15 protein-coding genes are annotated in these 13,885 nt (G+C 65.7%); 10 read left to right on the forward strand and 5 right to left on the reverse strand.

The window, feature by feature from the left end; translation table 11 throughout:
• Nucleotides 1–20: 20 nt before the first annotated feature.
• Complete coding sequence (locus tag J4E04_RS18250; RefSeq protein ID WP_222696176.1) at nucleotides 21–680, reverse strand: TetR/AcrR family transcriptional regulator; 660 nt, start codon at nucleotides 678–680, stop codon at nucleotides 21–23.
• 148 nt (nucleotides 681–828) lie between these two features.
• Nucleotides 829–1,038: a hypothetical protein gene (locus J4E04_RS18255; RefSeq protein WP_490149226.1), complete on the reverse strand. Its 210-nt coding sequence runs from the start codon at nucleotides 1,036–1,038 to the stop codon at nucleotides 829–831.
• Nucleotides 1,039–1,318: 280 nt separating this feature from the next.
• Between J4E04_RS18255 and J4E04_RS18260 the strand changes: the two genes are divergently transcribed.
• From J4E04_RS18260 to J4E04_RS18275, 4 genes are all read left to right on the forward strand, one after another.
• On the forward strand, nucleotides 1,319–1,690 hold the full coding sequence (locus J4E04_RS18260) for an EAL domain-containing protein (RefSeq protein ID WP_490149227.1): 372 nt from the start codon (nucleotides 1,319–1,321) through the stop codon (nucleotides 1,688–1,690).
• A gap of 970 nt (nucleotides 1,691–2,660) precedes the next feature.
• On the forward strand, nucleotides 2,661–2,894 hold the full coding sequence (locus tag J4E04_RS18265; protein WP_261767241.1) for a restriction endonuclease: 234 nt from the start codon (nucleotides 2,661–2,663) through the stop codon (nucleotides 2,892–2,894).
• Between the two features lie 262 nt (nucleotides 2,895–3,156).
• On the forward strand, nucleotides 3,157–3,534 hold the full coding sequence (locus J4E04_RS18270) for a helicase-related protein (RefSeq protein WP_308126285.1): 378 nt from the start codon (nucleotides 3,157–3,159) through the stop codon (nucleotides 3,532–3,534).
• 205 nt (nucleotides 3,535–3,739) lie between these two features.
• On the forward strand, nucleotides 3,740–5,764 hold the full coding sequence (locus tag J4E04_RS18275) for a heavy metal translocating P-type ATPase (RefSeq protein ID WP_490150573.1): 2,025 nt from the start codon (nucleotides 3,740–3,742) through the stop codon (nucleotides 5,762–5,764).
• Between the two features lie 101 nt (nucleotides 5,765–5,865).
• On the opposite strand, the gene J4E04_RS18280 is transcribed toward J4E04_RS18275, so the two are convergent.
• Both J4E04_RS18280 and J4E04_RS18285 read right to left on the reverse strand, forming a co-directional pair.
• A complete protein-coding gene (locus tag J4E04_RS18280; protein WP_222696179.1) occupies nucleotides 5,866–6,501 on the reverse strand; it encodes a DUF305 domain-containing protein in 636 nt (211 codons plus the stop codon).
• Between the two features lie 84 nt (nucleotides 6,502–6,585).
• Complete coding sequence (locus J4E04_RS18285; RefSeq protein WP_490149228.1) at nucleotides 6,586–7,014, reverse strand: hypothetical protein; 429 nt, start codon at nucleotides 7,012–7,014, stop codon at nucleotides 6,586–6,588.
• Between the two features lie 87 nt (nucleotides 7,015–7,101).
• Between J4E04_RS18285 and J4E04_RS18290 the strand changes: the two genes are divergently transcribed.
• From J4E04_RS18290 to J4E04_RS18305, 4 genes are all read left to right on the forward strand, one after another.
• Nucleotides 7,102–7,548 (forward strand): hypothetical protein, encoded by a 447-nt coding sequence (locus tag J4E04_RS18290; protein WP_222696181.1) that lies wholly within the window; start codon nucleotides 7,102–7,104, stop codon nucleotides 7,546–7,548.
• A 154-nt stretch (nucleotides 7,549–7,702) separates the two neighbouring features.
• A complete protein-coding gene (locus tag J4E04_RS18295) occupies nucleotides 7,703–8,608 on the forward strand; it encodes a LysR family transcriptional regulator (RefSeq protein WP_308115891.1) in 906 nt (301 codons plus the stop codon).
• 69 nt (nucleotides 8,609–8,677) lie between these two features.
• A complete protein-coding gene (locus tag J4E04_RS18300; protein ID WP_222696182.1) occupies nucleotides 8,678–9,850 on the forward strand; it encodes a TDT family transporter in 1,173 nt (390 codons plus the stop codon).
• A 166-nt stretch (nucleotides 9,851–10,016) separates the two neighbouring features.
• Nucleotides 10,017–10,256: a hypothetical protein gene (locus J4E04_RS18305; protein ID WP_222682409.1), complete on the forward strand. Its 240-nt coding sequence runs from the start codon at nucleotides 10,017–10,019 to the stop codon at nucleotides 10,254–10,256.
• 31 nt (nucleotides 10,257–10,287) lie between these two features.
• Here J4E04_RS18305 and J4E04_RS18310 read toward each other — a convergent pair whose 3' ends face one another.
• Entirely contained in the window at nucleotides 10,288–10,923 is a 636-nt protein-coding gene (locus J4E04_RS18310) for a uracil-DNA glycosylase (protein WP_222696183.1), read from the reverse strand.
• A 304-nt stretch (nucleotides 10,924–11,227) separates the two neighbouring features.
• On the opposite strand from J4E04_RS18310, the gene J4E04_RS18315 reads away from it, so the two are divergent.
• On the forward strand, nucleotides 11,228–12,196 hold the full coding sequence (locus J4E04_RS18315) for an ABC transporter substrate-binding protein (RefSeq protein WP_222696184.1): 969 nt from the start codon (nucleotides 11,228–11,230) through the stop codon (nucleotides 12,194–12,196).
• Between the two features lie 754 nt (nucleotides 12,197–12,950).
• Complete coding sequence (locus tag J4E04_RS18320) at nucleotides 12,951–13,730, forward strand: alpha/beta fold hydrolase (protein WP_222682406.1); 780 nt, start codon at nucleotides 12,951–12,953, stop codon at nucleotides 13,728–13,730.
• The last annotated feature ends 155 nt before the right edge of the window (nucleotides 13,731–13,885 follow it).

The raw sequence follows: 13,885 nt of genomic DNA on the forward strand, positions 1-13,885 counted from the left end.
CGCAGAAGTCTCCCGAGACGCTAGTTCCCGATGCCCCAGGTTCGCGCGTGCGTGTCGAGCCCACTGACGAACAATTCAAGACCGAAGGCGAACTCGTCGTCCAAGCTCACCGTTTCCTCAGCGTCGACGGCCGACGATGCCGGAAAGTCCTCGGGATCGAGTGTCGACCACACATCGGGACGCTGATCGACACCCCCGGGACGCGACGACTGCACACCGAAGCCCAACACGAATCGAGCCAGACTCGACCATGCCCGCACAGCCTGCGGCGGTTCGAAACCTGCATGCAGCAACCGGGCGAGACAGCGTTCACGCAGGCGTACGGCGTTCGGCCCTGCCGGTATGCGTTCGAGCATCAGCGGCGCGATATTCGGATGACGACGCAACACCGCGAACATCTCCCGCGCGCTCACCGACAGCGCCACCTGCCAGCTGTCACCCTCGGCCGACTCGCTCAACGTGACGGCCTCGCCCATCACAGAGTCGACCACCTGCGCCACCAGATCGTCGCGACTGTCGAAATGCCGGTACAACGTCGCCGTTCCGGACCCCAACCGCTTCGCAAGACCCCTCATGGTCAACGCGTCGACCCCGTCATCGTCGACAAGTGCGACCGCGGCCGACAAGATCCGGTCCAGCTCGACGGGTGGCCGACCTGGAGACCGACCTGACAGGGACATGACCCCATTATCGCCGAGCCGCAGAGCGTGTCCGACGTTGCACCTCGTTCACCGTCCGGGTCTCGACCTCCGCCGCGGCTACGGCGGAGAAGCGCGATGACATCGACTCGGACACCGCCCGAAGGTAGTGCCGGTCCTTCTCACGACGTCAGCGCACGTGTGTAGTCACCGATGATCGCAGGATGCCGGGGCGCGTCGGCACCAGCACTCGTGCAAGATCTGCCAGCGGCACGGGAGTGTCGATCACCTCGGCCCACGGGTACCTTCCGTCCGCCGCGTCGAGGAATGCCACGGCCTGCGAGAGGTGACGGGGTTCGTAGTTGTGCACTCCGGTGATGGCCCACCAGTTCCGGACCACGACTTCGGGGTCGACGGGCCAGGGGTCACCGATCCGGCCAGGACGAACCGGCCGCCGATGTCGAGCCGGTGGAGTGCGGATTGCAGGGCCGCCGATGCCCCGTGAAGTCGATGATCACGTCCGCGTCGCCGCCGCCGTCGTCGATCCCTCCGAAGCGTCGAGAGATGTTCTGTCGGCGCATCTCACCCAACGCCGGTGACTCTCCGCACCCTGGAACCATCCACGTCAACGCTCTCCCTGTCGAACTCGACACTGCGCACCTCGAAGCGCGCTGAGCTCCGTGTTCGACACCGGCCTGCTCCGACCCCACCAACTGGACCTCGAAATCGCCGAGAACGCCATCGCACCGCATCACGACGACGCCCGCCGCGGTATCGCGAGGATGCAAGCCCTCGGCGTGCGGATCACCCTCGACGACTTCGGCAGCACCGACACCAGCCTGTCGATGCTCGCGGCGCTCGACGTCGACATTGTCAAACTCGGACCGGTACTCGTCGACGCACTCGATCGACTCCCCAGGATGGCCACCATCGTCCGCTCCCTGGTGCAGATGGCCGAAAGCCTGGACGCCGTGGTCATCGCAGAAGGTGTCGAACGGCCGGAGCAGCTCGACATGCTGCGCCACCTCGAAGTGCCCCTCGCCCAGTGGTAACTGCTCGGGATTCCCCACCTCGACACCGCGCAATCCGCCACCACGATCTGACGCCGCGAATCTCCGGCGACCGACGTGAAGCGAGTGGTTTCCATCCACAGAAGTCCTTGGAAGTCCACCTCCGGTAGTGGACATTCCTGCGCTGAAATCCATCCACGTCCACCCGAGTCCACCCGAGTCCACCCGAGTCCACCGAAGGAGTTACGGATGAGTTGTGACAACTCGTGACAGCGAGCCCTTTTTCGGAGCATTTCGCAGGTGACCGAACGCCCCTGGACCGTGGCGGACCTGCGCGGACGTACCGGGGGAAGTCGTGAAACGAGAGGTCAGATCAGGCTATTTAGGAGCATTTGTGCTGGTCAGAGGTATATCGAGAGCCTCCTTTCGGGATTGAACCGAAGACCGCTCGCTTACAAGGCTTCGACGGCCCGATCAGGTGAATTCACCTGGACTCACGAAACCCGGTCTGAGCTGCGTGTTCGTCCATCAGCGTCCGCCCCGGTCCACCTCCGTCAGTCCAGACTTGTGACACTCTCGTGACACCGAGAATCCCCTACGTCGAACTCGACTAGTCCGTATTACCCTGGTGAACATCGTATCTCGTTGATCGACAAAGCAGCAGACGCGGGTCCAGCCGCATGACAGTTGCGGTCACGCGTCAATGAGTCGCGACTCGGCTTCACGATCGCGTCACTAGCAAACGCGGCTGAACGAAGGCCCACACCGGCCGAGTGCAATGCGTGGGAACGACCTCACCTCCGAGGACAACCCGCCAAGCTCGACCGGAGGTCTGCCGGAGCCGCAGAGGACGCTCGTCGGAAGTACTCGCGCCAGCTCTCTCAACTAGTTTGATCCGCGCAACTCCTGGGTGGTGTGGCGCGGGATCTGCGCCCTAACGGTCCCGAGGAGTCATTCGAGTAGTTACGCGAGGGCGACAAACCAGTCGGTACGGCCAGCTGAAGTTCTCGGAATGGGCACATTCGCTACCCTTTACGACAGCCTCTCCGAAAACAATCACATCCGCGGCAGGCAGTTCGAGCGCATCTGCAAGTGGTACCTCGAGAACGACCCGTACTACCGACTCACGGTTCGGGAGGTTTGGCTGTGGGACGACTGGGAGCACAGGTGGGGCAGCGACGCCGGCATCGACCTCGTGGTCGAGGACAGTGTCGGGAAGGCCTGGGCGGTTCAGGTTAAGGCGTAGAGCCCCGATCACGCCGTCACGAAGCGCGACGTCGACAAGGTCCTCTCCGAGTCGTCGAGGAAGTGGTTCGACTATCGCCTCCTCATCGCTACCACGGACCGGTTACACCACAGCCGGATCGGGCTGGCCAAAGCCATGCGCAAATATGACCTCCGCCGGGTCATCGCTTCCATTCGCGGGTGCTGCGAGCACAGAGATTCGCCGCCGAGATGCCCGACGTTCTCGACTGGATGCCTGCAGAAGAACGACCGTCCGGAACATTGTGGCCGGGTTCGCCTCCGGTGATATGTCGTCCGGTGAACGCCACGTGAAGCTTCAGCGCCTCCGCCAACTCGACGACGACGAACGCGGCGTGCTAGCCAACGCCAGATGTCTCGCCGAGGGCGTCGACGTCCCCACCCTCGACGGTGTCGCCTTCATCGACCCACGAGGCTCGGAGGTCGGCATCGTTCAGGCGGTCGGGCGGGCAATCCGGTTGGCCGAGAACAAAACCGTCGGCACCATCGTGATCCCGGTGTTCATCGATACTGCCGTAGAAGGGTGCGGAATCGCGTCAGCTGCACGATCCGATGCGTGCAGGAACCGAGACCGAGTGAGACGGCACACCTTCCCACAGCCGACCGAGTGGCGTATGGTCTGAATTATATACCCCCTGGGGGTATCGATGCGGAGCAGGACACAGCGGGTAGCCGACCGCAGCGATGCGATGGACTACGGCACGTCCGAATCTCCGACCGGTACAGGGCATTGCACAGCAACACCTTCGAAATCGAGGAATTGACATGATCGAGTCATCACCGGCCACCGTCCGGACGGACAGTTCGCACGATCACGACCATCACGACATGGCCGGCGGCCACGGCGGCCACGGCGGCCACGGCGGCCACGGCGGCCACGGCGATCATGCAGGCCAGTTCCGCAGGTTGTTCTGGGTGATGGTCGTCCTGGCGGTTCCGGTGATCGCAGCGTCGGACATGTTCGCGATGATCCTCGGGTATTCACTTCCGCACAGCTCCTGGATCGGGTGGGTGTCCCCCGTGCTGGGCACGGTCATGTTCGTGTGGGGCGGCTCCCCGTTCCTCACCGGTGCCGTCAGCGAGATCCGCGGCCGCACACCGGGAATGATGCTGCTGATCGCGTTGGCGATCACCGTCGCGTTCGTCTCGTCTCTCGGTGCGAGTGTCGGTCTGCTCGATCATCAGCTCGACTTCTGGTGGGAACTGGCACTGCTGATCGTGATCATGCTGCTGGGGCACTGGATCGAGATGCGATCGCTCGCGCAGACGACGTCGGCCCTGGACTCGCTGGCCGCGCTGCTCCCCGACACCGCGGAGCGGGTCGACGCCGATGGTGAGGTGACCGTCGTGGATCCGGCGCAACTGCAGGTCGATGACGTGGTGGTCGTGCGCCCCGGCGGCCGGGTTCCTGCCGACGGTGTCGTCGTCTCCGGGTCCGCGAGCATGGACGAGTCGATGATCACCGGCGAGTCCCGCACCGTGCGCCGCAGCGACGGGGACACCGTCGTCGCCGGCACCGTCGCCACCGACTCGGGCCTGCGCGTGCGTGTGTCCGCTATCGGCGAGGACACCACCCTGGCCGGGATCCGCCGACTGGTCAGCGACGCGCAGAACTCGACGTCGCGAGCACAGCGCATCGCAGACATCGCCGCGGCGTGGCTGTTCTGGTTCGCCCTCGGCGCCGCCGTCCTCACCGCCGCCGCCTGGACCCTCCTCGGCTCCCCCGACGACGCGGTCGTCCGCACGATCACCGTCCTGGTCATCGCCTGCCCCCACGCGCTGGGCCTGGCGATTCCGTTGGTGGTGTCCATCGCGACCGAACGCGCCGCACGCGGCGGCGTCCTGATCAAGGACCGCCTCGCGTTGGAGTCGATGCGCACCGTCGACACCGTGCTGTTCGACAAGACCGGCACTCTCACCCGCGGGGAACCCGCCGTCACCGGCGTCGAGGCCGTGGACGGGCGCACCGTCGAGGAGGTTCTGGCGCTGGCGGCAGCTGCGGAAGCGGATTCCGAGCACCCGTTGGCACGCGCGATCGTCGCCGGTGCTGAGGGCCGCCGGCTCGATATCCCGTCTGCGCAGGACTTCCGGTCCTCACCTGCGGTCGGGGTGTCCGCGGTCGTCGACGGCGCCGCCGTGCGGGTGGGTGGTCCGGCGATGCTCGAGCAGGAGCGCCGGTCCGAGCTCGGTGTGGCCGATCGGTGGCGGCGGGACGGGGCGATCATCCTGCATGTCGTCGCCGACGGCGCCGTGATCGGAGCGCTGAAACTGGCCGACGAGATCCGCCCCGAGTCCCGCGCCGCGGTGGCCGATCTGCACGCCCGTGGGGTGCAGGTGGTCATGATCACCGGCGACGCCGACGCGGTCGCCGCCTCGGTCGCCGGTGAGCTGGGTATCGACCGCTACTTCGCCGGGGTGCGCCCGGAGGACAAAGCGCAGCGGGTGGCGGACCTGCAGGACGAGGGCAGGAAGGTCGCGATGGTCGGTGACGGTGTCAACGACGCCCCCGCCCTCGCCCGCGCCGACGTCGGCATCGCCATCGGTGCAGGCACGGATGTGGCGATCGCGTCCGCGGGGGTGATCCTCGCCAGTGACGACCCCCGCTCGGTGCTGTCGGTGGTCGATCTTTCCCGCGCTGCGTACCGGAAGATGAAGCAGAACCTGTGGTGGGCAGCCGGATACAACCTGCTCTCCGTGCCCTTGGCGGCCGGTGTGCTCGCACCCATCGGGTTCGTGCTGCCGATGTCCGTGGGAGCGATTCTGATGTCCCTGTCGACGATCATTGTCGCCGCCAACGCCCAGCTGCTCCGTCGACTCGACCTCCGGCCCGGCACTGGTACCCCGCGGGAATGACCTGCGGCCCCCGATGCGACGCAGCCCCGCACCGACATCGGTGCGGGGCTGCGTCGTTCGTCGAGCAGGACCCGAAACTGCGGTACCGGCCGGGTTCTCGGTCAGCCCAGGAGCTGCTGCATGCGGGAGATCTCGGCGTTCTGCGTCTCGACGATGGTGCGGGCCATCGCGACCGCGTCCGTGTTGGAGCCGTCGGCGATCTCCTTCTCTGCCATCGCGACCGCGCCCTGGTGGTGGGCAATCATCATCGTCAGCCACTGGCGGTCGAAGTCAACACCCGACGCGGCCATCAGCGAGTCCATGTCCTGTGGAGTCATCATTCCGCTGCCCGATCCGTGGTCCATACCCTCCATCGAGCTGGCGTCCGACGACGGCGCCGGCTGACCCCACTGCACCAACCATGACGTCAATTGCTCCATCTCGGGTTTCTGGGCGGCGGCGATCTCCCCTGCCAGGGCGACGATGTCCGGGTTCGTCGTGCGCCCGTCGACCATGGTGGCCATCTCGACGGCCTGAGCGTGATGGGGATACATCATCGACGCGAACATGACATCGGCGTCGGTGAAGTTCGCTGCGGGATCCGCGGACTGCGCCGACGAGGACTCCATCGAGGTGGACGAGCCCATCGAGTGGCCCTCCATCGACGTGCCCGATTCGTCGTCGCTACACCCTGCGAGGAGGGCGATGCCGACCGCCGCGGCGGCGAGGACGGTGGTTGTTCTTCTGTTGATGCGCATGGAAGTACTCCTGAGGTGTGTCGAACGGAAGACGAGGTGGATCTGCCTGCGATCCGCCGGAGCACCGTGGCCCCGGACTCCCCGTCACACCCGAAGAAATACCGACTTGTCCAGTGAGTACACCGCCCACGGGGGCGCACGACCTGCCCGAGCCACGATCGCGACAACACGGTCGGACGCGGTGTCCAGTGTGGGCATGGACTCGGCGGTCACGGTCGGCACCGACATCGCAGGGAAAGACGTGACCGTCCCGATGCACGGATGCACCATGTGGTGACCGCTCGGGCACGGCACGTGCGCCGCCGCCGTCTCGGCGTCGACGGTGTGTGTGTCAGCAGAGTGATGGGCGACCACGCTGTTCGGCTGCCCTGGTGCGGGCATCGCGTCATGGGCCGCGGCGGTGGGGACGGGCAGGGTCGTGTGCATCAGCACCACGCCGAGCGCGATCAGCACCGTCCGAAGCACCGAGAGCGCAGACGAGGCCGACGATCGTCGCCGAGCACCGTCAGACACGTTGCCACCGTACCAAGCAATACCCCCTACGGGTATCACCGAGGCCGAAGGCAGATCCTGACGCGCCGCCGACTCGGCACACAGATCATGGATGTCTTGGGCGCGGCGCTGGTGCCGGTCATGATGGCCACTCTTGCCGTCGTCGTGGCGTCGCAGATCGACGCAGTGCGCTCCGAAGGCTCCCAGCTGATTGCCGCGGTGCCGATCTTTGTAGCGTTCCTGGTCATCATGGCGGTTGTCGGATGGGCGACGGCCAGAGTGACCCGCCAGGACGTCCCGGACGCTCGGGCCTTGATCTTCTCCGGCGCCACCCGAAGTTCGTGGGTCATACTGCCGCTGGCGCTCGCGCTGCCACCAGCACTGTCTCTTGCTTCCGTGGTCGTGGTGACGCAGACACTGGTGGAGTTGATCGGAATGGTCGCCTACGTCCGACTCATCCCCTGCCTTGTCCCAGCTCACGCTGCGAGAGCACCGGTGAGGTTCGAAACAACTCGCACGAACCAAGGCAAATCCTGGGTGACGAGAATTGGATAAAAGCAGGTGGCGTCAGCGAGGGTGAACGAACCACGGGATCCAGTGCCGCGACCCCGTTCCACTTCCCGCGAGCATTGAGCATCGAATGGGGACTTTCCCGGCAAACGCGCCTGTGGCCCGTGCCCACTACGATCGCAGTCTCTACGCTGGCACCGTGCCCCTGCCGACCCATGTGACCGACCTGATCAGCTACGAATTATTGCTGTCCGTCGCCGAGCTGGGAAGCATCGGACGCGCGGGGGCTGCGCATGGCATGTCGCAGCCAGCGGCGAGCGCACGCCTGAAAGCACTCGAAAGCCGCGTCGGGGTAGCACTCCTGCATCGCGGGCAGCGAGGTGCCACCCTCACCGCAACCGGCGAACTGGTCGCCGGCTGGGCCGAGCGCGTCATCGCCGAAGCCGCCGAGCTCGACACGAGCATCGCAATGCTGCGCACCGACCGCCACAGCCACATTCGTATCGCCGCAAGCCTCACGATCGCCGAATACCTCATACCGCGATGGCTCATCACACTGCGCTCCCACGACACTTCCATCACACCGACTCTCACCTCCGGAAACTCTGTCGACGTAGCCGCATCGGTGCTCGACGGCCGCGCCGACATCGGATTCGTCGAAAGCCCCGATCTGCCCAGCGGACTCCACTCGAAGGACGTTGCCCGCGACGAACTCGTCGTCGTCGTCGCCCCCGATCATCAATGGGTTCGACGAACGATCACGGCGAGCGAACTGGCCGCGACACCGCTGGTCACCCGCGAACCCGGGTCCGGCACACGTCTCGCGCTCGAACGTGCGCTCCGGACTGCAGGCCCACTCGCCGCGCCACTGCTCGAGGTGTCCTCCACCACTGCCATCAAAGCTGCCGTCATCGGCGGCCTCGCACCGGCCGTACTCAGCTCCCTCGCGGTATCCGCCGAGATCGCCGCCGGAACACTGGCCCGCGTTCACACAGAGGGGCTCGACCTGCGCCGGTTCCTGCGTGCCGTGTGGCCCGCGGGCCGTGAACTGCGAGGACCGTCGAGCGACCTGCTCGTCGTCGCCCTCACATCCCCGCAGTCATAACCTGAGGTTGGGACCGGCCAGGTAGTCGGTGTCTACCGGTGACGACTGTGTGCGACGACGCTGGAAGTCATGACCACGGCAGCTCTGCACCGCTCCTCCATCACGTGTCGGCGCGGCGACGATACCGAGCGGCCGCGCAAGTGGCCGGTGCTCTCCGACCTCGACCACCCGGGCCAGATCTTCGAACACATCACGCCCAACTGGTTCGCCTCGGTCATGGGCACCGGTATCGTCGCCAACGCCGCCGCCACCCTGCCCGCCCACATCCCCGGGCTGCACGTGTTCGCAACGATCGTGTGGATCGCAGCGTCGGTCGCCTTGATCACACTCTCCGGTGCCTTCGCAGTGCACTGGATCCGACACCGGCAGTATGCGCGTGAGCACGCCGCGCATCCGGTGATGGTGCAGTTCTACGGCGCACCCCCCATGGCGCTGCTGACCGTCGGTGCCGGGACGATGCTGCTGGGCAAAGACGTCATCGGAGCGGGGCCCGCAACCGTGATTTTTGCCGTCCTGTGGACCGCTGGCACAGCCCTCGGGCTGATCACCAGCATTCTCGTGCCCTACCTGATGATCACCGCCCACGATCACCAGACCGCCGTCGCACTCCCGGCGTGGTTGATGCCCGTCGTACCGCCGATGGTGTCCGCCTCCACCGGTGCGCTGCTGCTCCCTCATACCGCGGATGGGCAGTGGCGCCTGGCCATGCTGTCCGGTTGCTACGCGATGTTCGGGCTGTCACTGATCATCGGAATGCTGACCATGACGCTCATCTACGGACGGCTCGTCCACGGCGGAATCCCGCCGGTCCAGGCAGCACCGACGGTGTGGATCACCCTCGGCATGATCGGTCAATCGATCACCGCTGCGAACCTTCTCGGCAACGATGCACCCTTGGTGTTCACCGGCGAGACGGCCTCCGTCGCAACCGGTCTGCACGTGTTCGGCATTCTGTACGGACTGACGATGGGCGGCTTCGGCGTCTTGATGTTCATCCTCGCAACCGCCCTCACCATCCATGCCGCCCAGAAGGGACTGACATTCTCACTGACCTGGTGGTCGTTCACCTTCCCCATCGGCACCTGCGTCACCGGTGCCACTGCCCTCGGCGGCGCTCTGGGGTCGGCCGCGATCGAGGCCCTTGCAATCGGACTGTATGCGGCCTTGCTCGCAGCCTGGGGCACAGTCGCCGCCCACACTCTCCGCGGCAGCGTGCAAGGAAAACTTTTTCAACCCAGCTGAACCGACCGCCGGGTAGTACCCACTCGAAACGCTGATACCGAACGAACAGCGTCGATCGATGAGCACACCGAATGCAGACACACCGACTTCCGATACCCCGAGACGGGGCCGCCGCGGACGCGTCTGGGCACGAGTCACCGAAAATTATCTGGCCTAGCTGTTGCTGATGGCGGGAACAGCTGCTGCGGGGGCCTTTTTCACTGCCCTCGCCGGCGGGTTCGAGGGCTGGACCGTCGTCGCAGCGATCATGACAGTGGTGCTGTTCGCGGGATGTTGGTTCTCATATCGAGACGGTGCACGCCGGGGTGCCGCCGAACCACACATCATCCAGTACCACCCCGACAGCCCGGACGAGGTGATCGACATCGACACCGACACCGGCGAACGCCAGCCCTACCAGGACTGACCGGTCGGAGGCAGCAGCGGCACGATCCGCCCTACCTCAGCACAGTCCGGGGTTCAGGTGCCTTCTCCAGGTGCGTTGCGACCGACAATGCTGCGTTGATCAACCGCTGGCGAGCAGCCGCCGGCGCGTGTGCGTTGCGAGCCGAGGGGTGCGGTGCCGCTATCACCGGGAGGAGGCGGGTGGGAGCAGATGCGGTGATGACGCGCATGTAGCCATCGAGAGCCTTCGCACCGAGAACGAAAACCACCTCCAGTTTCGGCAGCAAGGCCATAAGCTCGCCGACATATGGGCCCGCCTCACCGAGAACGGATGCCGTCGGCGATACCGGATAACCGGCGTCGTCGAGCACTGCCCACGGCACAATATTCCACTTGACGCACTGCACCCGGTCGATACCCGCGTCGGCGAACACCGATTTCAGCACGGGGTTCGTTCGATCTGGATTGTCGAACGAACACATGTTGGTCCCGCCCGGACGCATCGTGTTCGGCCCCGGAGACTCCAGCAGCACCAGACAGCGAGCCGCGTCACCGCCGTCGTCGGGATCGAACAGTGGAATGGACCGTGCAGTGTCGATCCTCCATCGCAACACCGACGCATTGAGTGACCGGACCGGGGCATCGTGCGCTCGCGCGTGCTTTCCGGACCACACGTCATCATCTGTCATACGCCGCACTCACTGCTGACCACGCCACACGCACTGCTGGCCATGGGGAAACGCACCGTGAGCCGTAGACGCCAGCTCTCGGTGGCTCGCCTCGACGACCACTGCTGAGCGTTCGACGACTCCGCTGCCTGAACACACCTGTCAGATAACCACGACAGGCCGTATGGTGCCTGCTGTACCCGTCTTCTCATCGGCTTCGATTCCACAGGCCCGGTTGTGCGGCAGTCGTAGTGACCGTTCGACTGGAGCAGGTGGTCGAGGTAGCACCCCCGTGGCGAACGACCGGACCCTAAAATAGTCCGGTATGCGAAGACTCCTCGTTGGCCTGATCGTCGCCGTAGCGCTCGCAGGTTGCTCGTCGAACGAGCCCACCGGGGCGTCGCCGACGGGGACCGCAGGCGCCGCTGCATCGTTCCCTACCACCACTGACGGGGCGCTCGGATCCGCCGCCGTCGAGAGCGAACCGACACGCGTCGTCGCGTTGTCGTGGACCGACGCGGACATCCTGCTGTCACTGGGCGTGACACCGGTCGCGACCGCCCGCGCGACGGCCGAGTCGGGATTTCAACCCTGGACCGAGGCAGCGATGGCGGGGAAGGACGCACCCGCATTCCTCCAGGGCGCCAACGCCGACCTGACGATAGAGGACGTGCTGTCCTACGAACCCGACCTGATCGTCGGCACCAAAGCGTTCGGGCTCGACACCCGCTACGACCAGTTGTCGGCGATCGCCCCCGTCGTGCACTACGCGAGCACCCCATCCGCCGAGACATGGCAGCAGGCCACACGGACCATCGCAGGCGCGCTCGGTCGCACCGCCGACGGCGAGCGCGTCATCGAGGAGACCGAATCGACGATCTCCGCTGCCGCCGAAGCGAACCCCGCTTTCGCGGGCCGCACGTTCACGTTCTTCGTCGGCCCCACCGAGGGTGGTGTGTACGTCGTGAACTCGACCGACGACGCCGGTGCACAGTTCCTCGACGCCCTCGGGATGCGGCCCACCGATCACGCGACGGCGCTGCCGACCAGCTCCATTCCGGGACGGGCGCAGATCACCTACGAGGACCTGTCGAACAACGATGCGGATCTCGTCATCGCCACGGGTCAGCCCGCCGCTCTCGACGAGTTCCGGGCACTACCCGGCATCTCGGCCCTCGCCGCGGTGCAACGAGGCGACTACGTGCCGCTCGCTCCGACCGACGCGCAGTCGATTGCATTCCCGTCCCCATCCAGCCTCACATGGGCGGTGCAGAACATCGTCCAGCAGTTCTAGTCCGACCACTCATCGGTGCTGGAAGTGGCCCGGTGGCGGGGGCATGCGGTGCCCTGCGGCGTCCACCGCGCAAGATGCGGTTAGGTCGCCCGGCTGCATGACCAGGATGCGCCACTGCACCGCTCCCCAGGGGTATCCGTACGCAGAACACCATCGTCGACGTGCCCGCGCATGGTGGGGTCGGCGCGGGGTGACTCGGTCCCAATCGATCCGTTCTCTCATCGATCTATGGATGCGAACCGCCGTCGCCGAGACCGTGTCCGCACAAGACCGGCCCGATGAGAACGGGCCACTGAGGGAAAACCCGACCCGAATCTCTTTCCGCGCGACCCGTGCCGGCGCGGGCATGCCTCACCCGACGCATCGGCTGTTGCTCCCGGCGAAGTCGACCGTCGCCGCGTGATCGCTGACGCACAACCGGACAGCATTCGCCAGTGCCTGTAATTCGCCGATCATCGGCACGTGCATGGTGCCGGGGGTGCGTTCTCACCGCGGGACGAGCCGGAACCCGAGGACGCGCTGTCGCCTCTCGGACATTTCGCGATCGTCAGCGAACGCGTACCTCGTCCCACCCGTCCACCATCCGACCGTGGCGCTATCCCCGTGGTACCAGGGTGCCTCGGCCGCGAACTCGGTGACGTGGCCCCGAACGGTCGGTACCCGGCGAGAGGTCGAATTGGGACACTCGGTGAGCGGTTGTCATCGGTCTTCCGAAGCCCGTTCATCGACCGGGCATTCGCGTACCGTCGACTGTATGACGCTGAACTATGTCAGATTCGGACATGGCAGCCCGCTGCTGCTGGTGCACGGCTTGGGCGTCGGATGGCGATCCTGGTCCCCGATCATCGACGAACTGGCGGAACACCGTGACGTCATCGCGGTCGACCTACCGGGGTTCGGCGACACGCCGCCGTTGACGGGCGAAGTATCGATCGCTGCTCTCGCCGACTCCGTCGCGGACTTCATTCGCGAACACGATCTGGGTGGCATTTCCACCGCCGGTCAATCTATGGGCGGTCGAATCGTCCTCGAACTCGCGCGGCGAGGAGTCGGCGGCGACACCGTGGCACTCGACCCCGGCGGTTTCTGGAGCGACCGCGAACGCGCTGTCTTCGGCGCCACACTCCGGCCGTCCATAGCCCTTGTCAACATATTGCGGCGTTTCCTACCTGCACTTCTCGGCAACCCTGCGGGAAGGACCCTGCTGCTCGCTCAATTGTCCGCGCGGCCATGGGCACTCTCGCGCGACACCGTGTTGCCCGACGTACGCGGGCTCGCCGACTCCCCGTCGACCCAGGCCGCTCTAAACGCCCTCATCCACGGGCCGAAGCAGGAAGGCGCCTCGTCCGGCACAGTGCCCGGGCGGGTCACAATCGGTTGGGGACGACGAGATCTGGTGACAGTGCCGAAGCAAGCGGCGCGCGCATCGGAACTGTTCCCCGATGCCGTTCTGCACTGGTTCGAGCGATGCGGTCACTTTCCGCAATGGGACGCACCGAAAGAAGCCACTCGACTGATTCTCGACCGCACCTAAAGAGGATGATCTTCGAACGAGTCGGACCAGTTCATGTGAATTGCGGGTCGACAATTTGCCGGTGAACTCGCCCGGGCCCCCGGGGAACTCGCCGCGAAGGAACGACTGTCGCGAGGTTCGCGGCGTGCCTACCGGGGGATTCGCGTAGACCTGCA

It is taken from the genome of Rhodococcus sp. NFXS4 (assembly GCF_058139645.1).

Bases quoted from the DNA above. Each gene is read 5' to 3' on its own strand.
- J4E04_RS18265 (WP_261767241.1), top strand. From the start codon at position 2,661: ATGGGCACATTCGCTACCCTTTACGACAGCCTCTCCGAAAACAATCAC.
- J4E04_RS18275 (WP_490150573.1), top strand. From the start codon at position 3,740: ATGGCCGGCGGCCACGGCGGCCACGGCGGCCACGGCGGCCACGGCGGC.
- J4E04_RS18280 (WP_222696179.1), bottom strand. From the start codon at position 6,501: ATGCGCATCAACAGAAGAACAACCACCGTCCTCGCCGCCGCGGCGGTC.
- J4E04_RS18310 (WP_222696183.1), bottom strand. From the start codon at position 10,923: ATGACAGATGATGACGTGTGGTCCGGAAAGCACGCGCGAGCGCACGAT.
- J4E04_RS18300 (WP_222696182.1), top strand. From the start codon at position 8,678: ATGACCACGGCAGCTCTGCACCGCTCCTCCATCACGTGTCGGCGCGGC.
- J4E04_RS18250 (WP_222696176.1), bottom strand. From the start codon at position 680: ATGTCCCTGTCAGGTCGGTCTCCAGGTCGGCCACCCGTCGAGCTGGAC.
- J4E04_RS18315 (WP_222696184.1), top strand. From the start codon at position 11,228: ATGCGAAGACTCCTCGTTGGCCTGATCGTCGCCGTAGCGCTCGCAGGT.
- J4E04_RS18305 (WP_222682409.1), top strand. From the start codon at position 10,017: ATGGCGGGAACAGCTGCTGCGGGGGCCTTTTTCACTGCCCTCGCCGGC.
- J4E04_RS18290 (WP_222696181.1), top strand. From the start codon at position 7,102: ATGGATGTCTTGGGCGCGGCGCTGGTGCCGGTCATGATGGCCACTCTT.
- J4E04_RS18320 (WP_222682406.1), top strand. From the start codon at position 12,951: ATGACGCTGAACTATGTCAGATTCGGACATGGCAGCCCGCTGCTGCTG.